Origin of the sequence: Pseudorhizobium endolithicum (assembly GCF_902153245.2) — a bacterium.
In the GTDB taxonomy this organism is placed as follows: Bacteria; Pseudomonadota; Alphaproteobacteria; order Rhizobiales; family Rhizobiaceae; genus Neorhizobium; species Neorhizobium endolithicum.
Genome location: NZ_CABFWF030000011.1, coordinates 275,357 through 295,555 on the forward strand (window position 1 = coordinate 275,357; position 20,199 = coordinate 295,555).

A 20,199-nucleotide genomic window follows, 5' to 3' on the forward strand; every position below is an offset into this window, starting at 1 on the left:
GACTTTCCTATTCATTCTCCGTCGGTTGTCAGGGGACCGGCTGGTGTGGTGTCTTTTGCCAGAGGAACGGTTTCCTGTGGAGCTCGATGAGCGCTCGCCATGAGGCGACGGAGGTCATCAGCCAGTAGAGCGGCAGGGCGGTCCAGCGGATACCGACCTGCCTTTTCTCGTGCCCGGTCATGGCCTTGATGCCGAGGGCGATGAAGGTCAGGTAGCTGCCGAAGATGTTGATGGCATCGACGATAAAAAGTAGGAGCCCCCAGTTGGATATTGCGGTTGCCGGTGTTGCCATCATTGCGATTGCGCCTTCTGCGACGAATATGAAGATCAGGGGGTGCAGCAGCGACGAAAGGAGCATCCCTCCGATCAACAGCTGGAGGACGATGAAGTCCCTCAGACCCATCTCCTTCACCAACCGGCGTGGCTGGCGCATCAGGACCAGCCAGGTCTGCACCCAGCCCTTGAACCAGCGGGTCCGCTGGCCCATCCATACCTTTGTTTCCGTTGGAGCGTCCTCCAATGTCTGTCGGTGCAGCACATCGGAGCGATAGCCGAGACGGAACAGCCGCAGGCCCAGGTCTGCGTCCTCGGTCACGTTAAACGGATCCCAGCCGCCAACCTTCCGGAGCACATCTGTCCGAAAGTGATTGGACGTGCCCCCGAGCGGCATCGGCATGCGATGACGGGCCAGAAAAGGCAGCAGCCCGCGAAATAGCGCAGCGTATTCCAGTGCGAAGAGAGCACTGATCCAGGAGCGCCGGCCATTGGTAACGATCAAGGGTGCCTGGAGGCAGGCAACCTCCTCTGGAAGCTCGAGGAAACGTTGATGGGCCTCGCGCAACTGTGCCGGGTGAGGGCGATCTTCAGCGTCGTAGACGACAACGAAATCGCCACGAATACCAGGCAGGGTGTAGCTGAGCGCCTTCGGCTTGGTACGTGGAGTTGCCGGCGGAACCTCCACGATCTCAAATTGCGCTGTCAGTTGCTGGGTGCGAAGCGCCGCTATGGTTTCGCTATCGTCGGCTTCGCAGACAAGCTTGATGTCCAGAAGGGAGGGTGGCCAGTCGAGCCGTTTCAGGCAGCGGATCAACTGTTCCGCCACCGCCGCCTCCCGGTAGAGCGCAACCAGAACCGTATACTTCGGAAGCTTCCCGGCCGGTCGCGGCGGCAGGCTCTTTGGCTTCTGCCTCCAATGGATCAGCGCCAGCACCTTCAGTAGAAGGCTCGTCAGATAGAGGAAGGACAGGGCCGGATGAAGAATGGGCAGAACAGAGGAGGGTGCGATGACGATGGCCGCCAACAAAGCCGCCAGCAGCAGACCTGCCGCGAAACCCTGTCCGCCCGTCAGGACGATCCGCGCGGACTGGGCTTGCCGGTGTTCAAAAAGTTCGGTGACCGTATCTCGGACGCGGCGGCCGGCACCCGCCCTCCATACCGCCGCTCTAACGGCTCTCGGCGTGGTGACGAAAAGATCCGTCCGCAATGCGGGGAGATTGGCGAGCGCAGCGGCGAGGTCTCCAAGCCGCGCGGCTTCCGGGACGACCGCCATCTTGGGAGCTTCGCGGTTGTGGTAGAGCCTAAGCATCATCGGACGATGCAGTTGCGTGTCCAGGGTTTTGGAGTCCGTCACCGCCGCGCTGTCGATGGTATCCATGAACGGCAGCCGGAGGAGGCGTGCCATCGCGCCGTAATAGGCATTCTCGTCGATCCCCGGATGGTGAAGGAGCTCGAGCTCCAGGCTCGTTCCGTTCGCCCGTGCCTTCGCCGAAAGCGAGGCGAGCAGAGGCTTAGAAAATCCAAGAGACCGGAGCGCCGCCGTCTCGCTGCCGGGATCGGCTGCCGAAGAAGAATCCGGAGTGTCTGCCGCGACCGGCGATATGTCTTCCGCCCGGCCATCCGAGGACGGCGTCGATCTTTGCGGATATTCCCCCAGACGCATGAACCTGCTACACCGTCTCGCCACCCTGTCCCAAAATGGATCATAAAGATGACCCCATTGCTTTCATCCCTGAAAACATGGGGGAGATTTCTTCTTCTGGTTGTCTTTGCGTGTGGGTTCGCCTCCGCGGCCCCGACCACGGGCGTCGCACAAGAACCCGAAATGCCTGTTCTTTTCGACGCTAGAGAGCGTCTCCCGAAGCCCGACCTTTCGAACCTGGTGCGGCTAAGGATACTGACCACGGCAGACTTCCCGCCCTTCAACTTCGCCGATCAGACGGGGCGTCTCACGGGCTTCAACGTGGATCTCGCGCGCGAGGTGTGCCTCGAACTGAAGATCGAAGCGAAATGCCAGATCCAGGCGCTTCCCTTCGAGGAACTGGAAGCCGCCTTGAAGAACGGCGCTGGCGATGCGGTGATGGCGGGGGTCGCGGTGACGGCCGCGCGGCGGCAGGAGTTTTCCTTCTCCCGCCCCTATCTGACGATACCCGCCCGTTTCGCCCGCCACTCGGCACGTGACCTGGATGCGCAGGATCCGGGAGCACTGGCGGGCGGGACCGTAGGCGTCGTGACTGGTTCGGCGCATGAAGCCATGCTCAAGGCATTCTTTCCGAAGATTATTCCCGTCCTGTTCGAGGAGCGCGGTACGATGCTGCAGGCGTTGAAGGAGAACAAGCTCTCCGCCGTCTTCTCGGACGGCCTGACGCTACCTTTCTGGATCGCCGGCGAGGCGTCGCAGAATTGCTGCAGGCTCTTCACAGGCCCCTACGTATCCGAAGCCTTTCTCGGCGAGGGGTTGACCGTCATGCTGCGCAAGGATGACGCGATGCTTTCGGATGCCTTCGATCACGCCCTGGCGGTGCTGTCGCGGAACGGCCGGCTTCAAGACATCTATCTCCGCTACTTCCCTCACGGGCTGTACTGAGGGCGGAGGATATTCCTACTGGCTTGCCCAGATGATCCTGGCAACCCATTCCACGTCCGTCATGTCGAATGTCCGGTTCGGGTGCTCGGGATTGAGCGACGTCAGTTCGATGGTACGCGCCGTCTGCCGCAGGATGATCTTCGCCATCACTTCGCCGTCCCGCGTCTTCACAACCACCCGGTCTCCCCTGCGGACCTGGGCCCCCGGTTCCACGATCAGGACGTCGCCGTCGCGGTAGAGCGGCACCATGGAATCCCCCTGGACCTCCAGGGCGTAGACGCCGGTTTTCCGCGAAGGCGAGGCGGGGAAGTCCACCACGTCCCAACCCTGTCCGGCAGGAAAGCCGCCGTCGTCGAAAAAGCCGCCGGCGCCGGCCTGCGCGAAGCCGAGCAGAGGGATGGAGCCCGTCTGCGGCGGGAAGACGCCTGCGGGAATAGGCGGCTGGGAGCCTGGAGGCAGGTAGCTCATGAACTCATCGATCGTGGCCCCGGTGGCTTCGAGGACCTTGGCAATCGATTCCGTCGAGGGCCAGCGCAGACGTCCATCCGGTCCGTGGCGCTTCGACTTGTTGAACGATGTCGGGTCCAGCCCAGCGCGCCGCGCCAGGCCAGAGGGGGTCAACTTGTGGCGTTCGGCCAGCGCATCGATCGCAGCCCAGATCGTTTCATGTGACAGCATGGCGGTACTTGCTCCGGCTCAAGGGTCCGTAAGCCTCGCCTTCCCGAACCTTCGTGCCATCCCGAGGCATGATGAGCCGGGGCGCCTCAAATCTGGCGTCCTCGACACTGGCTCGCCAACCGGCGAACCTGCCGGTAACTTAACCAAACGGGACCTGCGGGTAAAGAGATGAAGGAATAAAATCCTGCCTAGGCCACCATCGGCATGCTGATCTTGCTGAGCTTGATCACCGCCTGGGTGCGGCTGTCGACATTGAGCTTCAGCAGGATGGCCGAGACATGCGCCTTGATGGTCGCCTCCGACACGCCCAGCTCATAGGCGATCTGCTTGTTGAGAAGCCCTTCGCCCAGCATGGCGAGCACACGGCTCTGTTGCGGCGTCAGCGTCCTGAGGCGCTCGATCAGCTCGTTGACGCCGGGATCCTCCTCGCTCACCGGCAGATGCGCCTCCGGAGCCCAGATGTCTCCCTCCAGCACGGCGTTGACCCCGGCTCGGATGTCGTCGAGGCCGGAAGATTTCGAGATGAAGCCGGAGGCGCCGAGTTCGAGCGCCCGGCGGATCGTGGCGCCGTCGTCCGTCGCCGATACGATCACGATCGGCAGGCCGGAAAATTCCGCCCGCAGGGACATGAGGCCGGAGAAGCCGCTCACGCCCGGCATGGCAAGATCCAGCAGCATCAGGTCGGCTTCGGGATTGTCGCGCGCGGCCCGCCGGGCGGCTTCGAAATCACCCGCTTCCAGGATATTCTGCTTCGCCCCCAGGTTCTGGACGGCTTGCTTGAGCGCACCTCGGAAAAGCGGATGGTCGTCGGCGATGATGATCGTCAGTGTCTGCATTCCACACCCCCTCCCAAGGGCACAGCCGCATATCTCTGCATACACTCTTTTTACGCGTGCCGGGTCCCGGAAACAATAGCCGTGTTCTTGCGGTGGAGGATCTGCCTCATGTTTTCTGCGGCGCCGGCTCCGAATTGCCCCGTTCGGAGCTGAATTCCTCGATGATTTCCATGAAGCGCCGCATGAAGCGCTCCATGATCGAAAGACCCTGCTCGATCTCCGCCTCGCCTGGCAGGCTTTCCGGCTGCGGCATGGCCTCCAGGCGCCGCTCCAGTGCCGTGACACGCCCGGCCAGGAGTTCCAGTTCTCTCTCGTAGGCCGCCCGCTCGTCGGCCGCCATGCGGCAGGTCAGGGTACCGTCCTGATCGCGGCACAGCGAGACGGCACCCGTCTCCCGGTCGAGCCGGACGAATCCGCTTTCGGTACGCTCCAGCGCGAAACGGGCATCCGGCGCTTCCTGCGCGAGGGAGGAAGCCGGCGTCAGAAGCAATACCCCTATCGGCAACAGTCTCTTCATGCGCTGCTCCTTCCTTCCGGTGGTGGACAAGTTGTGGCCTTTGCGGCAAACCGCAAGGACAATTCTACAGCCTTCACGAAAGCCGGCCATGAAAAACATCGTCTACAAGATCGTCCCGCGTTCGCTCTGGCAGCCGGCCAGGCAGGGAGGCGTCTTCGGCGGTGCGCCGATCGATCTGCAGGACGGCTTCATCCACCTGTCGACGGCCGCCCAGGCCCGTGAGACGGCTCGCCTCCACTTCGCAGGGCAAAAGGACCTCGTGCTGGTTGCGGTCGATGGCGAGGCGCTCGGCACTGCCCTGCGATTCGAGCCGTCGCGGGGAGGCGATCTCTTCCCGCACCTCTACGCGCAGCTTCCGATGGAGGCCGTCGCCTGGGAGCGCCCGCTGCCGCTGGGGGAAGATGGGCAGCATGTCTTCCCGGAGGAGTTCGCCTGATGTTCGGCCGCCTCTCGGACCTCGCCCGCCAGGGGCTCTTTCTGCTGGACCCGGAAACGGCGCACGGCATGTCGGTCGCGGCGTTGAAAAGCGGCCTCCTTCCCTCCTGCAGCGTGCCGGACGATGCCAGGCTTGCACAGACGGTGGCGGGGATCCGCTTTCCCAATCCGCTGGGCATGGCCGCGGGCTACGACAAGAATGCCGACGTCCCGGATGCGCTGCTGCGGCTGGGCTTCGGCTTCGCCGAGGTCGGGACGGTCACGCCGAAGCCCCAGGCCGGCAACGACAAGCCGCGCATCTTCCGGCTGACGGCCGACCGCGCGGTGATCAACAGGCTCGGCTTCAACAACGAAGGCCACGCCGCCGCCCATGCGCGCCTGGCCGCGCGCCGGCGCGATGGGGGTATCGTCGGTGTCAACATCGGTGCGAACAAGGACAGCGCCGACCGCGTGGCCGACTACGTCGCCGGCATAGAGCGCTTCTCTTCCGTCGCGGATTATTTCACCGTCAACATCTCTTCGCCGAACACGCCGGGCCTGCGCGACCTGCAGGCCCGCGAGAGCCTGAAGGCGCTGCTGGACGCGGTCCTTGCCGCAAGGAGAGAGGCGGTGGTACGCGCCGGCCGCTCCCTTCCCGTCTTTCTCAAGATCGCCCCGGATCTGACGGAGGAGGGGCTCGACGACGTCGCTGCCGAGGCGCTGTCCCATGATCTCGACGGCCTGATCGTGTCGAACACGACGCTCTCGCGGGAAGGTCTTGCGGACCGCCGCCACGCCTCCGAAGCCGGCGGCATGTCGGGAGCTCCGCTCTTTCGCCTTTCGACCGCCGTCCTGGCAAAGATGCGCCGACGCGTCGGGCCGGGACTGGCCATCATCGGCGTGGGCGGCGTGGCAAGCGCCGACGACGCGCTGGAGAAGGTCCGCGCCGGTGCGGATCTGGTGCAGCTTTATTCCTGCATGGTCTACGAGGGGCCGGGCCTGCCCGCCAGGATCCTGCGCGGCCTCTCGGGCCTCCTCGACCGGGAGGGCGCCGGCTCCATCGGCGAACTGCGCGACGCACGGCTTGCTCACTGGGCGGCAATGAAGCTCTGAGCGGCCTTTCGTGGCACCTTTGCGAGAAGCAGAAGGCCGCGCAGCAGGAGAAACAGGTTGAGCGCCAGCCACAGGCCGTGATTGGCGAAGGACGGCACCAGGACGATCAGCGCGAGGCAATAGGCGGCAAACGACAGCAGCATCATGTTCCGCATCTCCCGCGACCATGTTGCGCCGATGAAGACGCCGTCCATCTGGAAGGCTAGCGCTCCTGTAAGCCCGGTCATCGCCGCCCAGGGGAGGTAGGCGAGGGCGGTCCCGCGGACCTCCTCCGACGTCGTCAGGAACTCGATGATCGGCAGCCCGAGCAGCAGGAAGAAGGCTGCGACCATGCCTGCCATCACGAACGACCACGCCGCCGTCAGCTTCAGCGCCCGGTCGAAGGCCGGCCGGAAGTTGGCGCCGACGGCCCGCCCGGCCAGTTGCTCGGCCGCACCGGCGAGGCCGTCCAGGAAGAAGGCGGAGAGCATGAAGATGTTCATGAGCACTGCATTCGCCGCGAGCGTCACGGAGCCGAAGCCGGATCCCACCCGTGTCATCAGCGCGAATGCGCCGTTGAGGATCAGCGAGCGGATCAGGATGTCGGCGTTCAGCTGGAAGAGTTGCCTCAGCTTCGTCGGGTCGAGGATCTCCCCGCGACTTGGCCTGCCCGAGGCGGGGAACTGCCGCAGCACCAGCGTCAGGCCGGCTGCGGCGCCAATCACTTCCGCCGCGGCGGTGCCCCAGGCGATCCCCGAAATGCCCCAGCCAAGCCAGAGGCCGAGCGCGATCGAAAGCAGGATGTTGGTGCCGTTCAGCAGGATCTGCAGCGCCAGCCCGAGGGTCGCCTGTCCGCGCCCGAAGACGAAGCCTAGGATCGCGTAGTTCACGAAGGTGGCGGGGCTGGAGAGGACGCGGATACCGAAGTATTCGCGCACCACCGCTGCGACCGCCGGCTCCGCCGTCATCAGCTCCGGAGCCAGCCACAGGATCGCCGGGGCGAGAAGAAGCATCATGGCGCCCAGGCAGAGCGCGCTCAGGACGGCCCGCCAGAACACGGCCTGCAATTCGCGAGGATCGCCCCGGCCATAGGCTTGGGCGGCAAGCCCCGTCGTCGACGTGCGGAAGAAGCTCAGGCTGCCGTAGATGAGGTCGAACAGGATCGCCGCGATTGCGAGGCCCGCCAGGGCTTCGGGGCGTCCGAGCCGGCCCGCTACCGCCGTGTCCGTCAATCCGAGCAGCGGCGTCGTCAGGAAACCGAGCGTCATCGGCACCGCGATCGAGAGCACGAGGCGGTGGGTCACCTGGAAGCGGCGCGAACCGGCGCCGGCAGGCTCGGCCGCACCGCCCATCAGGCGGAAAGTACCATGGCCCAGTAGGGCCGCGCCGCCGCGGATTGTGCAACGGCCACGCCGACGCCGCGGAAGGAGCCGAGCATGTTCTTGAGATGTCGCTCGGATTCGATCCAGGCCTGCACGGCCTCTTCGACCGAGGTCTGGCCGCTGGCAATGTTCTCCGCTGCCGGAAGCGGCACATCGCGGCGTTTCATCCGGGTGGCGAAGCTGTCACCCAGGCCGATCAGGTGCGTCATCTGCTCGGCCTTTGCCATCCGAACCGCCTGTTCGGCAGCCGCCACGCGGGCGGGAGGCCTGGCTGAAAGCGAAGGCAGTCCGTGGGCGGCGCGAACGCGGTTGACGAGGGGCAGCGCCTCGTCCGTGTGGTCCTGCGCCCCGGCAACCGATATGCCGGCCCCGATCGTGGAACAGCCACTGACCATCACGCTGCATCCCAGCAGGACCAGGAAATTCCGGCGCGAAGAGAAGGTCGTCTCGAGCATGTCAGCGCCGGTAGCTGAAAAGCCGAAGCACGAGGAAGATCGGGATGACCACGATTGCGCCGAGCAGCAGGTAGTCGCCGACTTGTCCCAGAGCCCTGAAGCCGTTGTACCAGAGGTCGAGGAAGTAGTAGCGGATGTTGTCGACGATATTGTTTGGCGTGAAGCCGAAGATCGCGAGGACGAACCCCACGATCAGGCACACGACCAGAAGCTTGATGATCGTTCGACCCGGTGTATCGCCCAGAAACCTGTTCACCCCGTCCGCCATCCTTGTCCTTCTCCGAAGCTGCGCGAAAGGCATAGCCGCGGTCCGGTGCCGCAGCAAGCGCCTCACCTCAAATATAACTTGAGTTTTTTTGTGACTTCCGTCATTAACCCGCACCCCTTCAGGACAATCGATGCAGCTCATCCATTTCAGCTCCGGTGACGTCATCGCGGATCGCCGCGCCGACTACGCCCGCATGTTCGCGGATGGCGGCGATCTCCGCGCGGCCGTGGAACTGATGGAGCAGGCCCTGGAGATCGTTTCCAGCTGGGCAGCCGGCTGGTTCCGGCTTGGGGAATACCGAGAAAAGGCCGATATACGTCAGGCGGCGGCAGACGCTTACCATAGAACGCTGCAGCTGGATCCGGCAGATGTTTTCGGGGCGCGTCTGAAGCTCGCCCTGCTTGGCGATGAAAAGGTTCCGGATCGGCCTTCGAGCCGATATGTCGAGAGCTTGTTCGACGACTATGCCGACCGCTTCGACGCCGCGCTGGTCGGAAAGCTCCGCTACAGTGTGCCGCCCAAGCTCGCCCGGCTCATTGCCGAACGCGAACCGTTCTCCCTCACGACGGATCTCGGATGCGGCACCGGTCTCATGGGAGCCGAGATCCGCGGCCTGACGCGAAGGCTCGAAGGCTTCGATCTGTCTGCGAACATGCTGGCCAAGGCCGAACAGAAGGCGCTTTACGATCATCTCGGCCAGGCCGATCTCAGCCTCGCGGGAGACGAGGCCGGGCTCTTCGGTCCGGTATTGCCGCGCCAACGCGCGGATCTGGTTACTGCAGCGGACGTGATGATGTATCTCGGTTCGCTGGAGACCGTCTTTCCGCTCGTCCAGGAGCTGCTCGCGCCGGGAGGCTTATTCGCCTTCTCGGTCGAGGACGCAGGCGAAGCGGAAGGCTTCGTCCTGCGGGAATCTCTTCGTTACGCCCATTCGGAAGACTACATCGCCGGAATGCTGCAGCGGCACGGGCTGCAGATCTTGAAAACCTGGCATACCGATATTCGTATGGATCGCGGCGATCCGGTACCCGGAGTGCTGTTTCTGTCGCAAAAGCCGCTCTGATGTTTCCTGTTCTTGCGTTTTCCAGGACCTACGCCGCCACCCGTTGAAGGCGGATGCCGATTTATATATTGCACCGCGATAATCCTGGCATTTCGAGGCATCACTTGGCGCAGCAGAAGCAGGCCCCCCGGCGTAGCCTGGGTTTCTACAGTGCGGATCCATCGCAGCATACCTTCCTGGAAGACACGCAGGGGCTGGCGACGGGGGCCCTCATAGCCGGCCTGGGGTTCTACTTTCTCAACCAGGTGGGGTTGTTGACCGGCGGAACGGCCGGGGTCGCCTTTCTCCTCCACTATGCTTCCGACATCTCGTTCGGCCTCCTGTTCTTCATCGTCAACCTGCCGTTCTACTACCTCTCCTTCCGCCGTCTCGGCTGGGCCTTCTCGCTGAAGACCTTCATCGCGATCGCCCTCGTCTCCGCAGTCACCGAGATCGAGCAGCAGTTCCTGCTGATCCAGTACCTGCATCCGGGCTGGGCCGCGCTGCTGGGCGGACTGCTGCTGGGTTACGGTCTCCTCGCGCTCTATCGACACAGGGCTTCCTTGGGCGGCGTCGGCATACTTGCCATCTATATCCAGGACCGGTTCGGCGTGCAGGCGGGGCTCGTTCAGCTCGCCTTCGATCTCTGCGTCATGCTGTGCGCCTTCGCTGTTGTTTCGCCGGCAACCGTGGCATGGTCCCTCCTGGGTGCGGTGGTGCTCAATGTCTTCCTGGCGATCAACCACCGCTCGGACCGGTATGTCGTGGTGCGCTGATGACGGATGTGAGTGAAGGGAAATCGCCGCTGGGTTTCTGGGGCTCCGCGCCGGACAGGCATTCGGCAGCGGAAGACGCCCAGGGCATTGCCGCAGGCAGCATGCTGGCCGCCCTCGGAGTGACCATGCTGGCGTCGGCGGAGCTTTTGATCGGGGGAACGGCCGGACTCGGCTTTCTCGCCCGCTATTCGACCGGGCTGAGCTTCGGCCTGGTCTTCTTCACGCTCAACCTGCCCTTCTACTGGCTCGCCTACCACCGGCTGGGCCTCGCCTTCACGGTCAAGACCATCGCGGCGGTGGCGCTGACCTCGCTGCTGACGGAGCTTCTTCCGGACTTCGTCAGCTTCGGGACACTGCATCCGGTCGCAGCCGCCCTTTTCGGCGGCCTGCTGATCGGAACGGGAATGCTGGCACTTTTTCGCCACCGCGCCTCCCTCGGCGGCTTCGGCATTCTCGCGCTTTACCTGCAGGACCGTTTCGGCTGGCGGGCGGGTCTCGTGCAACTGGCCCTCGACCTCGTGGTGCTGGCGCTGTCGTTTCTCCTTGCCACCCCGTACGTGATCGTCTGCTCGATCGTCGCGGCGGCGATGTTGAACCTCACTTTGGCGATCAACCACCGCACCGATCGCTATATCGTTCGTTGAGGGATATCAGCCGGCAAGCTTCGCCAGTGCGCGTTTTTCCCGCCGCCGCTGAACCGAGGAGGGGATGTTCATGGCTTCCCGGTACTTGGCGACGGTCCTGCGCGCCAGGTCGACGCCGCCCTTCTTCAGCATGAGGACGATGTCGTCGTCGGAAAGCACCGCATCCGGGTTTTCCTGTGCGATCAGGGCACGGATGCGATGGCGCACCGCTTCGGCGGAATGGGTGTCTCCGCCCTCCTCGCTGGAGTTGATCGACACCGAGAAGAAGTATTTGAGTTCGAACAGGCCGCGCGGCGTCAGCATGTACTTGTTCGAGGTGACCCGGCTCACCGTCGACTCGTGCATCTTGATGGCATCGGCCACCATCTTCAGGTTCAGCGGCCTCAGATGGTCTACCCCATGCGTGAGGAAGGCATCCTGCTGGCGCACGATCTCGATCGCCACTTTCAGGATCGTCTTGGCGCGCTGGTCCAGGCTGCGGGTCAGCCAGCTGGCATTCTGGAGGCAATCCGCGAGAAAGGCCTGGTCCTCCTTCAGCTTGCCGCAGGACTTCGAGACCGACTGGAAATAATCGCGATTGACGAGCACGCGGGGCAGCGTGTCCGGATTGAGTTCCACCGTCCATCCTCCGGCGGCGTCGGGAAGCACGACGACGTCGGGAGCGATGGTCTCGGACACGGCGCGCTCGAAGCTGCTGCCGGGTTTCGGGTTGAGGGATCGTATCTCGGCGAGCATGTCGAGGAGGTCGTCTTCGCCCACCCCGCAGCGGCGGCGAAGGGAAACGAAATCCCGTCTGGCCAGAAGGTCCAGGTTGGCGACCAGTGCTTCCATGGCGGGGTCGAACCTGTCGCGCTGCTTCAGCTGGATCGCCAGGCATTCGCTCAGCGTACGGGCCATGATCCCCGGCGGGTCGAGGGTCTGCAGGGCCGAGAGCACGTCCTCCACGCGTTGCGCTCCGCAGTTCAGCCGCGCCGCGATCTCGCCGATATCCCCGCCGAAATACCCGGCTTCGTCTATGGCATCCAGAAGGTGCTGGGCGATCAGCCGGTCCGTCGCGTTCTTGAGGAGGAAGGGCACCTGGCGGGCGAGATGGTCGCCCAGCGTGACCTGGGCTGCGGCGAAGTCTTCCAGGTCGTAATCCTCGCCACCCTCGGCACCGGGCATCGACTTCCACTGGCTCAGCAGCTCTGGCGTGTCGGCCCGGGCGGGCCGCTTGTCGTCCTGGAAGAGGTTCTCATAGTTCTGGTCCAGGTCCTCCAGCCGCGCGGCCGCGCTGCCGGAAGTCGCTTCGTACCAGTCGTCACCTGCGCTTCCCCGGTGGTTGTCCGAGGCCTCCGCGCCGCTTCCTTCTGAGGCGCTGTCGGCCTGGGGCGCTGCATCCTCGAACGGCGCGCCTTCCGGAGATGCCATTTCGAGAAGCGGGTTCTTCTCGATTTCCTGGGCGATGAACTGATTGAGCTCCATGTGCGTCATCTGCAGCAGCTGGATGGACTGCATCAGCTGCGGCGTCATGACGAGCGACTGGCTTTGGCGCAGGAAGAGGCTGGCTGACAAGGCCATGGCGCACGCGGACTCCTTACCGGGACGTTCGGCCGATGGGCCGGCATCCACTTGGCCCAAAAATTGCTTTTTTAGAAGATTTGGTCAAGCGTCATCACCGCAGCGAAGCGGGTCGAACGCCTAAAGGGTGAATTTGTCGCCGAGGTAGAGCCGCCGGACGTCGGGATTGTTGACGATGTCGTCGGCCCGCCCGTGGGTCAGGACCTCTCCCGCATGGATGATGTAGGCCCGGTCGATCAGGCCCAGCGTCTCGCGCACGTTGTGGTCGGTGATGAGGACGCCGATGCCCCGCGCCGTGAGGTGGCGGACGAGGTTCTGGATGTCGGAAACCGAGATCGGGTCGACGCCGGCGAAGGGCTCGTCCAGCAGCATGAAGGCCGGATCGGTCGCAAGCGCCCGGGCGATTTCCAGCCGGCGGCGCTCGCCCCCGGACAGCGCCACGGCGGCCGACTTCCGCAGATGGCTGATGTGAAATTCCTCGAGCAATTCGTCGAGCTTGCGCTCCCGCTTGTCCCGGCTCGGCTCGTGCACTTCCAGAACCGCCCGTATGTTCTGCTCGACCGTCAGCCCGCGGAAGATGGAAGCCTCCTGAGGCAGGTAGCCAACCCCCAGCCGGGCGCGCCGGTACATCGGCATGCCGGTGACCTCGTTGCCGTTGATGGCGATCATGCCCTCGTCGACCGGTACCAGCCCGGTGATCATGTAGAAACAGGTCGTCTTGCCGGCGCCGTTCGGTCCCAGCAGCCCGACCGCCTCGCCGCGGCGCACGACGAGCGACACCCCGTTGACGACGCGGCGCGTGTCATAGGTCTTGGAGAGCCCGTGGGCCACCAGCGTACCTTCGTAACGTGCCTTGTCACGGACCGTGAACGGTTCGTGCGCGCGCGCCTTTCTTGAGGTCAAGCGGGAGAGGAATGGTAGTTTCACTATGCTGCCGTTACTGCTGCTGCCGGGACTTCGGATCGAGCAGGATTTCGACGCGGCCACCGCAGGCGTCGAGCCTGGCCTCGCCCGTATTCATGTAGACCGTGAGCTTGCAGCCTTTGAAGACGTTCGTTCCCTCAGAAAGGACGACCTGCTCGCCGGTCAGGATGAAGGTTTGCGACGCCATGTCGAACTCGCCCTTCTGGGCGGTCGCCTGCTGCGTCCCGGAGGTCAGCAGCACCTTGTCGTCCAGGTAGATCTTGTCGATGTCGGCATTGCCCGACGTCATCGAGGAACCTTCGCCGGTGTAGAGCACGGTCATCTTGCCGGCCCGCATCGTCGTGGTTCCCTGCACCACCTTCACGTTGCCGGTGAAATAGGCGGTCTTCTCCTGCTCCTTGATCTCCAGTTGATCGCTTTCGATCTGGATGGGCTCGTCGTTCGACAGCTTCATCCCTTCCATCTGGCTTGTGGTGGCCTGTGCGAGGACGGGAGAGGCGGCGAGCGAAAGGACGGCTGCCACGATCATGGGGGCTGCATTGTGCAAGGGTCGACGAAGGATCATGGTGGCCGGCTCTAACTGCCCGTGTTGCGGATGGCGGCGGCTTCGATGTTTACCCGAACCTGTCCCGCGAATGTGATGGTTCGTCCCTTATCCTTTATCTTGAGGGACTGTGCAACAATGGAGGCTTGTTCCGTCGTGATGGCGATGGGATCGTCCGTCTCGAGCGTGCCGCCCACCACGTCGAGGCGGGCGGACTGGAACTTGGCGGAGGTTCCGTTGCTGAGGTTGACGTCGAACGGAGCAGTCATCTCCATGCGGTCGGTCCCGCGGTCGAAGATGCCTTCCTTTGCCACGACGCGGGCGATCGTGTCCTCGTTCAGTGGAACGGCCGCCTTCACGTTCTCGAGCGTTATCATGTTCGGATTGGCGATGTCCTGCAGCGCGCGGATGGCCGTCATCGAATAGCTGATCCCGTCGTCGTTGCGCCCGGCGATCGCGGGGCGCTCCATCACGATCTTGCCGTTTTCGATCCGGGCGTTCTCGATGACGAGATCCTCGGGCAGGTAGGCCCGGATCACGGAAACCGCGATGAACACGAGAGACACGACGGCCGCGCCGATCGGCAGCCACACGCGAAGCTTGCGCACGCGCGCGGAGTGGGCGAGCGCAGCCTGGTACGCATCCCCATCCGCCAGCCCCTCTCGGGTCGGCATCGGCGCTTTGAGCATTCTCTGCAGCATAAGCTGGTTCTGTTCCTTGTTCGCCGCCTGGGCGCTTGCTCCTCCGCAATGGCGGGCGGAGCGGCTTCCGTATTCCGGCGCAATATGGTTTTTATGCATCAACAAACAATAACGGCAAACATAAATTCGTGATAGCGGTGCGCGAAAGGCGCGATAGGCGCATCCGCATCGGCAACAGGAAAGTTCAATGGATCAATCGGCACTTGCAGATCGCCGGCGGCTGAGACGAAAGCTGACCTTCTGGCGCGTCCTCACCCTTCTCGTCATCGTCGGGCTCGGCTTTGCCGTCTATCGCATGGGCGCCGGCGAGGGTGGTCGCGCGACGCCGCATGTCGCGCAGGTCAGGATCTCCGGCATGATCCAGGACGATAAGGAACTCCTGGAACGGCTGGACAGGATCGCCGAGAGCGACAGCGCAAAGGCGCTGGTGGTTTCGATCTCTTCGCCGGGCGGAACGACCTATGGCGGCGAGAGGATATTCAAGGCGATCCGGGCGGTCGCGGAGAAGAAGCCCGTGGTCTCCGACATCCGCACCTTGGCGGCTTCCGCCGGCTACATGGTCGCCACCGCGGGCGACACGATCGTCGCTGGCGAAAGCTCAATCACCGGCTCGATCGGCGTCATCTTCCAGTATCCGCAGATCGCCGAGATGATGGACAATCTGGGCATCTCGCTGGAGGAGATCAAATCCTCGCCGCTGAAGGCCGAGCCGTCTCCCTTCCACCCGCCGAGCGAGGAGGCGAGGGCGATGATCCGCTCGATGATCATGGACAGCTACGACTGGTTCGTCGACCTTGTGGCCGCGCGCCGCAACCTATCGAGGGACGAGGCGCTGCGCCTTTCCGACGGCTCGATCTTCACGGGAAGGCAGGCGCTGCAGGCCAGGCTGGTCGATACGCTGGGCGGAGACGACGAGATCCGAGCCTTTCTCGCCGGTAAGGGCGTCGGCGAGGATCTGCCCATGGTCGAGTGGAAGGGCGATGACGGCGGTTCCTCCCTATGGTTCGCCCGCGCCATGGCCGAATTCGTACGCCTGACGGGGCTGGCCGACCTCATCGCCCCCGCATCGCTCCGCCCATGGGTGGGCGAGAAGTTGTTCCTTGACGGTCTGGTCTCCGTTTGGCAGGTTGGCCGCAAATGAAAAACTAAATTTTATCAGGGGGCAAAGGTGATCAAGTCGGAACTGGTGCAGATCGTCGCGGCACGCAACCCGCACCTCTACCATCGCGATGTGGAGAACATCGTGAACGCCGTTCTCGACGAGATCACGGATGCGCTGGCCGCCGGTAATCGCGTCGAACTGCGCGGCTTCGGCGCCTTCTCCGTCAAGAACCGTCCCTCGCGCTCCGGCCGCAATCCGCGTACCGGCGAATCCGTCTTCGTCGAGGAGAAATGGGTGCCCTTCTTCAAGACCGGCAAGGAGTTGCGCGAGCGCCTCAACCCGGGCATGGGCGACGAGACCGATTGACGCGCTGAACGGCGCTTCCGGCAGATGCTCTTGAAAGGCGCCGCAAGGCGCCTATTCTGCCTCGGGAGGGCGAAACGGGCCTAAGACGCAGACGAGGCGGAGAGACATGACGAGGCTGAAGAAGATCCTGACGCTGGTGATCCTGGTGCCGCTCGGCATCCTCCTCATCGTCCTTTCTGTCGCCAATCGTCAGAGCGTGACGCTCGCCCTCAACCCGTTCCGCCCGGAAGACAGCGTGCTGTCCCTTACCGGGCCGTTCTTCCTCTTCCTTCTGCTGTCGCTGATCCTCGGCATGTTGATCGGTTCGATCGGTACCTGGTGGACCCAGGGCCGTTACCGCAGGCAGGCCCGCATCGAGGCCCGTGAAGCGGTCAGGTGGCAGGCGGAGGCCGATCGGCAGAAGACGCAGGCGCCGGCGGTGGTATCCACACGCCCGGCGCTCCCCCATAGCTGAAGCACTGCAAACCCTCTTCTTTTTGTCCGCGGCTTGCTTATCTTCACGCCGTGGATCTCGTTGAAACCCCATCCGCCGGCCGTGATGCCGTATCTCTGCCCCGGCCGTTCCTGAAGTGGTTCGCCGAAAAGGGTTGGGCTCCGCGCGCCCATCAGCTCGAGTTGCTTGCCGGAGCCCAGGCCGGCAAAAACATGCTGCTGATTGCGCCGACCGGGGCCGGAAAGACCTTGGCGGGCTTTCTGCCCTCCCTCACGGACCTGACGAGCCGTGGCAAGCGGCCACCCGGCTCCGCCTTCACCGGCATCCACACGCTCTATGTATCGCCCCTGAAGGCGCTGACGGTCGATATCGAGCGCAATCTGATGAAGCCTGTCACGGAGATGGGCCTTCCGGTGACGATCGAAAACCGCACCGGCGACACGCCGCAGGCCAAGCGCCAGCGCCAGAAGCTGTCGCCGCCGGACATCCTCCTGACGACGCCCGAACAGGTGGCACTGCTGCTCGCCAACAGGGAGGCCGAGCGCTTCTTCAAGGACCTTCGCTACGTGGTGCTGGACGAACTCCATTCGCTCGTCACCTCCAAGCGGGGCCATCTGCTCTCGCTCGGGCTGGCGCGCCTGCGCCGTCACGCGCCGAACCTGCAGACGATCGGGCTGTCGGCCACCGTCGCCGATCCCATAGACCTGCAGCGCTGGCTCGCCTCGCAAAGGGCTGGGAAGGGCGAAAGCCCGCCGCCCGCCGGCCTCGTGCACGTCCAGGGTGGAGCGGCGCCCGACATCACCATTCTGGATACGGACAAGCGAATCCCGTGGTCGGGTCACGTCTCGACCTATGCGATCCCCGAGGTCTACGAGGAGATCAAGCGGCACAAGACGACGCTGATCTTCGTCAATACGCGCTTCCAGGCAGAGCTCCTATTCCAGGAGCTCTGGACGATCAATGAAGACAACCTGCCGATCGCGCTGCACCACGGCTCGCTCGACGCGGGCCAGCGCCGGAAGGTCGAAGCTGCCATGGCCGCCAATCGGCTGCGGGCGGTGGTCGCTACCTCGACGCTCGACATGGGCATTGACTGGGGAGACGTCGATCTCGTCGTCCATGTCGGCGCCCCCAAGGGCGCGTCGCGGCTCGCCCAGCGCATCGGCCGCTCCAACCACCGGATGGACGAACCCTCGAAGGCGATCCTCGTGCCCGCCAACCGCTTCGAGGTGATGGAGTGCCAGGCGGCATTGGACGCGAACTATCTCGGCGCCCAGGATACGCCGCCGGTGGGGGAGGGAGCGCTCGACGTGCTCGCCCAGCACATCCTCGGCATGGCCTGTGCCGAGCCCTTCGATCCCCTGGAGCTCTACGAGGAAATCACCAGCGCCTCGCCTTACGCCGGCCTCTCCTGGGAGATGTTCGAGCGTGCGGTCGATTTCGTCGCCACCGGCGGATACGCGCTGCGCTCCTACGAACGCTACGCGAAGATCCGCAAGACGAAAGAGGGGCGCTGGCGCGTTTCCAACCCGCAGGTCGCCCAGCAATACCGGCTGAACCTCGGTACCATCGTCGAGGCGACCGAGCTCAATGTCCGGTTGGTCAAGCGCGATGCCAAGGGTACGCTTGGGCGTGGCGGCCTGTCGCTCGGCAAGGTGGAGGAGTATTTCCTCGAACAACTCGTCCAGGGCGACACCTTCCTGTTTGCCGGCAAGGTGCTGCGCTTCGAAGGCATCCGGGAGAACGAGTGCCTCGTCTCCAACGCCTTCTCCATGGATCCGAAGATACCGGCCTATGCCGGGGGCAAGTTTCCTCTCTCCACCTATCTCGCTGATCAGGTCCGCTCGATGTTGGCCGACCCGAAGCGCTGGAAGGTGCTTCCCGACCAGGTCCGAGACTGGCTGGAGATCCAGCAGGACCGCTCCATGCTGCCGAGGAAGGACGAACTGCTGATCGAGACCTTTCCGCGGGGCAAGCGGTTCTTCATGATCGCCTACTGCTTCGAAGGGCGGCTCGCCCACCAGACGCTCGGCATGCTGCTTACCCGCCGGCTGGAGCGCGCCGGCGCGGGGCCTCTCGGCTTCGTCGCCACGGACTATTCGCTGGCCGTCTGGGCATTGGATGATCTCGGCGGCATGATCGATACCGGCCGCCTCGGCCTCTCCGACCTCTTCGACGAGGACATGCTCGGCGACGATCTCGAAGCCTGGCTCGACGAGAGCTATATGCTGAAGCGTACCTTCCGCAATTGTGCCGTGATTTCCGGCTTGATCGAACGTCGCCATCCGGGGAAGGAGAAGACCGGGCGGCAGGTGACGGTCTCCACCGACCTGATCTACGATGTGCTGCGAAGCCACGAGCCGGACCATATCCTGCTGGAAGCCACGCGGCGGGATGCGGCATCCGGTCTTTTGGACATCGGACGGCTTGGCGATATGCTGGCACGAATCAAGGGCCACATAACCCACCGCGCCCTCGACCGCGTGTCGCCGCTCGCCGTGCCGATCATGCTGGAGATCGGCCGTGAATCGGTTCCGGGCGAGGCGCAGGATGCGGTGCTGCAGGAAGCCGCCGAGGAGTTGATTGCGGAGGCGATGGCGTAGGGCGCGGCAGCCCTCATTCCTGACCTCCCGTAACGGCGAGGGGACGTGCGCTGCTCGATGCGGTGAGGGGGGCTTGCTTCCTTCTCCCGGCGAGGGGAAGGGGCCGCAGGCGATGAAGGACGAGGGCAGGCGCGGAAGCGGTCCTGCTCGCGGAGAACGGAAGACGAAGCAACAGTGATGCACCGCCTCGGGCTTGCCGCCCGCACAGCAACGATGACAGGTTACGCTGCCGGCGCCGAGGAGACCCTGGTCCATGGCGTCGCGGCCGTGTGCGATCCGCTGGGTGGTCTCTACCTGCCCGAAACCGGCACCCTCGTCGTCTCCGACCTGCATCTGGAAAAGGGCGCCGCCTTTGCCCGCCGGGGCATGATGCTGCCGCCCTATGACACGGTCGCGACGCTCAACCTCCTGGCTGCCGCCATCGGCCGCTATGACCCGAAGACGGTGATCTCGCTCGGTGACAATTTCCACGACCGGAAGGGTTCCGCGCATCTTCCGGCGGATCTGCGAGCGATGATTTGCGGTCTGGCGCGCGGGCGCGACTGGATCTGGATCAATGGCAACCACGATCCGGACGGCACCACGGACCTTCCGGGAACCTCGGTTGATGAACTGCTTTATGGCGGGCTCGTCTTCCGCCACGAGCCGAGCCTGGTTTCGGGGCGTGGCGAGGTTGCAGGACACCTGCATCCTTCGGCTACTGTCCGGCGCCGCGAAAAATACGTCCGGCGTCCGTGCTTCGCGACTGACGGCTCGCGCCTGCTGATGCCGGCTTTCGGCGTCCTCGCCGGTGGGCTCGACCTCAACCACAGGGCCATGCACGGCCTTTTCGACCGGGATGCGCTGGTGGCGCATCTGCTCGGACGCGATCGCATATATTCCGTCCGCTATGCCAATCTGCTGGCCTGAGCCCGCCTATTCCTTGCGGAAGATCAGGCTGGCGCCCCAGCCCGTTATCACCGCGATCAGGACGCACAGAAAGCCGTAGGCGATCGGCTG

General features: G+C 64.1%; 23 protein-coding genes. 11 read left to right on the forward strand and 12 right to left on the reverse strand.

Annotation, left to right across the window (positions count from 1 at the left end; genetic code table 11):
* Positions 1-28: 28 nt before the first annotated feature.
* Complete coding sequence (locus tag RTCK_RS09400; RefSeq protein ID WP_142592599.1) at positions 29-1,939, reverse strand: glycosyltransferase family 2 protein; 1,911 nt, start codon at positions 1,937-1,939, stop codon at positions 29-31.
* Positions 1,940-1,987: 48 nt separating this feature from the next.
* On the opposite strand from RTCK_RS09400, the gene RTCK_RS09405 reads away from it, so the two are divergent.
* The gene (locus RTCK_RS09405; RefSeq protein WP_142521926.1) at positions 1,988-2,863 is read left to right on the forward strand and encodes a transporter substrate-binding domain-containing protein; all 876 of its coding nucleotides are present in this window, start codon (positions 1,988-1,990) and stop codon (positions 2,861-2,863) included.
* A 15-nt stretch (positions 2,864-2,878) separates the two neighbouring features.
* Here the strand turns inward: RTCK_RS09405 and RTCK_RS09410 are convergent, their stop codons facing one another.
* From RTCK_RS09410 to RTCK_RS09420, 3 genes are all read right to left on the reverse strand, one after another.
* Positions 2,879-3,541, reverse strand: a complete 663-nt coding sequence (locus tag RTCK_RS09410) for a S24 family peptidase (protein ID WP_142592600.1) — start codon at positions 3,539-3,541, stop codon at positions 2,879-2,881.
* A gap of 188 nt (positions 3,542-3,729) precedes the next feature.
* A complete protein-coding gene (locus RTCK_RS09415) occupies positions 3,730-4,377 on the reverse strand; it encodes a response regulator (RefSeq protein ID WP_142521924.1) in 648 nt (215 codons plus the stop codon).
* Between the two features lie 106 nt (positions 4,378-4,483).
* On the reverse strand, positions 4,484-4,894 hold the full coding sequence (locus tag RTCK_RS09420; protein WP_142592601.1) for a hypothetical protein: 411 nt from the start codon (positions 4,892-4,894) through the stop codon (positions 4,484-4,486).
* A gap of 88 nt (positions 4,895-4,982) precedes the next feature.
* Between RTCK_RS09420 and RTCK_RS09425 the strand changes: the two genes are divergently transcribed.
* Complete coding sequence (locus RTCK_RS09425; protein ID WP_142592602.1) at positions 4,983-5,330, forward strand: DUF952 domain-containing protein; 348 nt, start codon at positions 4,983-4,985, stop codon at positions 5,328-5,330.
* Positions 5,330-6,421 carry a quinone-dependent dihydroorotate dehydrogenase gene (locus RTCK_RS09430; RefSeq protein ID WP_142592603.1) on the forward strand — a complete coding sequence of 364 codons (1,092 nt, stop codon included), beginning with the start codon at positions 5,330-5,332 and terminating at the stop codon, positions 6,419-6,421. The genes RTCK_RS09425 and RTCK_RS09430 overlap by 1 nt, the downstream gene beginning before the upstream one ends.
* Here the strand turns inward: RTCK_RS09430 and RTCK_RS09435 are convergent.
* The 3 genes from RTCK_RS09435 to RTCK_RS09445 are packed head-to-tail and all read right to left on the reverse strand — an operon-like array spanning position 6,397 to position 8,505.
* A complete protein-coding gene (locus RTCK_RS09435) occupies positions 6,397-7,752 on the reverse strand; it encodes an MATE family efflux transporter (RefSeq protein WP_142592604.1) in 1,356 nt (451 codons plus the stop codon). The two genes, RTCK_RS09430 and RTCK_RS09435, sit on opposite strands and share 25 nt — an antisense overlap.
* Complete coding sequence (locus tag RTCK_RS09440) at positions 7,752-8,237, reverse strand: CAP domain-containing protein (RefSeq protein ID WP_142592605.1); 486 nt, start codon at positions 8,235-8,237, stop codon at positions 7,752-7,754. Before RTCK_RS09440 ends, RTCK_RS09435 begins: the two co-directional genes overlap by 1 nt.
* 1 nt (position 8,238) lies before the next feature.
* Entirely contained in the window at positions 8,239-8,505 is a 267-nt protein-coding gene (locus tag RTCK_RS09445) for a DUF6460 domain-containing protein (RefSeq protein ID WP_142521918.1), read from the reverse strand.
* A gap of 130 nt (positions 8,506-8,635) precedes the next feature.
* Here RTCK_RS09445 and RTCK_RS09450 point away from each other — a divergent pair, with 130 nt between their 5' ends.
* The 3 genes from RTCK_RS09450 (at position 8,636) to RTCK_RS09460 (ending at position 10,967) form a co-directional block, all read left to right on the forward strand.
* Positions 8,636-9,568 (forward strand): class I SAM-dependent DNA methyltransferase, encoded by a 933-nt coding sequence (locus tag RTCK_RS09450; RefSeq protein ID WP_142592606.1) that lies wholly within the window; start codon positions 8,636-8,638, stop codon positions 9,566-9,568.
* 104 nt (positions 9,569-9,672) lie between these two features.
* Entirely contained in the window at positions 9,673-10,323 is a 651-nt protein-coding gene (locus RTCK_RS09455) for a YitT family protein (protein WP_235988640.1), read from the forward strand.
* Positions 10,323-10,967, forward strand: a complete 645-nt coding sequence (locus RTCK_RS09460) for a YitT family protein (RefSeq protein WP_142592608.1) — start codon at positions 10,323-10,325, stop codon at positions 10,965-10,967. The genes RTCK_RS09455 and RTCK_RS09460 overlap by 1 nt, the downstream gene beginning before the upstream one ends.
* 6 nt (positions 10,968-10,973) lie before the next feature.
* Here RTCK_RS09460 and rpoN read toward each other — a convergent pair whose 3' ends face one another.
* From rpoN to lptC, 4 genes are all read right to left on the reverse strand, one after another.
* A complete protein-coding gene (gene rpoN / locus RTCK_RS09465; protein ID WP_142592609.1) occupies positions 10,974-12,527 on the reverse strand; it encodes an RNA polymerase factor sigma-54 in 1,554 nt (517 codons plus the stop codon).
* Positions 12,528-12,647: 120 nt separating this feature from the next.
* A complete protein-coding gene (lptB, locus tag RTCK_RS09470; protein ID WP_185927968.1) occupies positions 12,648-13,430 on the reverse strand; it encodes an LPS export ABC transporter ATP-binding protein in 783 nt (260 codons plus the stop codon).
* A 34-nt stretch (positions 13,431-13,464) separates the two neighbouring features.
* Positions 13,465-13,980, reverse strand: coding sequence for an LptA/OstA family protein (locus RTCK_RS09475; RefSeq protein WP_235988654.1), 516 nt, complete (start codon positions 13,978-13,980; stop codon positions 13,465-13,467).
* A 47-nt stretch (positions 13,981-14,027) separates the two neighbouring features.
* On the reverse strand, positions 14,028-14,696 hold the full coding sequence (gene lptC / locus RTCK_RS09480) for an LPS export ABC transporter periplasmic protein LptC (protein WP_142521911.1): 669 nt from the start codon (positions 14,694-14,696) through the stop codon (positions 14,028-14,030).
* Between the two features lie 187 nt (positions 14,697-14,883).
* Between lptC and sppA the strand changes: the two genes are divergently transcribed.
* The 5 genes from sppA to pdeM all read left to right on the forward strand — a co-directional run bounded on the left by sppA (position 14,884) and on the right by pdeM (position 20,109).
* Entirely contained in the window at positions 14,884-15,837 is a 954-nt protein-coding gene (gene sppA, locus RTCK_RS09485) for a signal peptide peptidase SppA (RefSeq protein WP_142592611.1), read from the forward strand.
* 27 nt (positions 15,838-15,864) lie between these two features.
* Positions 15,865-16,164, forward strand: coding sequence for an integration host factor subunit beta (locus RTCK_RS09490; RefSeq protein ID WP_142521909.1), 300 nt, complete (start codon positions 15,865-15,867; stop codon positions 16,162-16,164).
* A 106-nt stretch (positions 16,165-16,270) separates the two neighbouring features.
* Positions 16,271-16,618 carry a DUF1049 domain-containing protein gene (locus RTCK_RS09495; protein ID WP_142592612.1) on the forward strand — a complete coding sequence of 116 codons (348 nt, stop codon included), beginning with the start codon at positions 16,271-16,273 and terminating at the stop codon, positions 16,616-16,618.
* A gap of 50 nt (positions 16,619-16,668) precedes the next feature.
* Positions 16,669-19,200, forward strand: coding sequence for a ligase-associated DNA damage response DEXH box helicase (locus RTCK_RS09500; protein WP_185927969.1), 2,532 nt, complete (start codon positions 16,669-16,671; stop codon positions 19,198-19,200).
* 177 nt (positions 19,201-19,377) lie between these two features.
* Entirely contained in the window at positions 19,378-20,109 is a 732-nt protein-coding gene (gene pdeM / locus RTCK_RS09505; protein WP_185927979.1) for a ligase-associated DNA damage response endonuclease PdeM, read from the forward strand.
* A 6-nt stretch (positions 20,110-20,115) separates the two neighbouring features.
* Here pdeM and RTCK_RS20855 read toward each other — a convergent pair.
* Positions 20,116-20,199 (reverse strand): TIGR02186 family protein (locus tag RTCK_RS20855; RefSeq protein ID WP_235988655.1); only part of this gene is annotated, 84 nt, incomplete at its 5' end.

Excerpts from the sequence above, each read along its gene's own strand:
- RTCK_RS09400 (WP_142592599.1), bottom strand. The coding sequence starts at position 1,939 with ATGCGTCTGGGGGAATATCCGCAAAGATCGACGCCGTCCTCGGATGGC.
- RTCK_RS09405 (WP_142521926.1), top strand. The coding sequence starts at position 1,988 with ATGACCCCATTGCTTTCATCCCTGAAAACATGGGGGAGATTTCTTCTT.
- RTCK_RS09410 (WP_142592600.1), bottom strand. The coding sequence starts at position 3,541 with ATGCTGTCACATGAAACGATCTGGGCTGCGATCGATGCGCTGGCCGAA.
- RTCK_RS09415 (WP_142521924.1), bottom strand. The coding sequence starts at position 4,377 with ATGCAGACACTGACGATCATCATCGCCGACGACCATCCGCTTTTCCGA.
- RTCK_RS09420 (WP_142592601.1), bottom strand. The coding sequence starts at position 4,894 with ATGAAGAGACTGTTGCCGATAGGGGTATTGCTTCTGACGCCGGCTTCC.
- RTCK_RS09425 (WP_142592602.1), top strand. The coding sequence starts at position 4,983 with ATGAAAAACATCGTCTACAAGATCGTCCCGCGTTCGCTCTGGCAGCCG.
- RTCK_RS09430 (WP_142592603.1), top strand. The coding sequence starts at position 5,330 with ATGTTCGGCCGCCTCTCGGACCTCGCCCGCCAGGGGCTCTTTCTGCTG.
- RTCK_RS09435 (WP_142592604.1), bottom strand. The coding sequence starts at position 7,752 with ATGGGCGGTGCGGCCGAGCCTGCCGGCGCCGGTTCGCGCCGCTTCCAG.
- RTCK_RS09440 (WP_142592605.1), bottom strand. The coding sequence starts at position 8,237 with ATGCTCGAGACGACCTTCTCTTCGCGCCGGAATTTCCTGGTCCTGCTG.
- RTCK_RS09445 (WP_142521918.1), bottom strand. The coding sequence starts at position 8,505 with ATGGCGGACGGGGTGAACAGGTTTCTGGGCGATACACCGGGTCGAACG.
- RTCK_RS09450 (WP_142592606.1), top strand. The coding sequence starts at position 8,636 with ATGCAGCTCATCCATTTCAGCTCCGGTGACGTCATCGCGGATCGCCGC.
- RTCK_RS09460 (WP_142592608.1), top strand. The coding sequence starts at position 10,323 with ATGACGGATGTGAGTGAAGGGAAATCGCCGCTGGGTTTCTGGGGCTCC.
- rpoN (WP_142592609.1), bottom strand. The coding sequence starts at position 12,527 with ATGGCCTTGTCAGCCAGCCTCTTCCTGCGCCAAAGCCAGTCGCTCGTC.
- RTCK_RS09475 (WP_235988654.1), bottom strand. The coding sequence starts at position 13,980 with ATGATCGTGGCAGCCGTCCTTTCGCTCGCCGCCTCTCCCGTCCTCGCA.
- lptC (WP_142521911.1), bottom strand. The coding sequence starts at position 14,696 with ATGCTGCAGAGAATGCTCAAAGCGCCGATGCCGACCCGAGAGGGGCTG.
- sppA (WP_142592611.1), top strand. The coding sequence starts at position 14,884 with ATGGATCAATCGGCACTTGCAGATCGCCGGCGGCTGAGACGAAAGCTG.
- RTCK_RS09495 (WP_142592612.1), top strand. The coding sequence starts at position 16,271 with ATGACGAGGCTGAAGAAGATCCTGACGCTGGTGATCCTGGTGCCGCTC.
- pdeM (WP_185927979.1), top strand. The coding sequence starts at position 19,378 with ATGCACCGCCTCGGGCTTGCCGCCCGCACAGCAACGATGACAGGTTAC.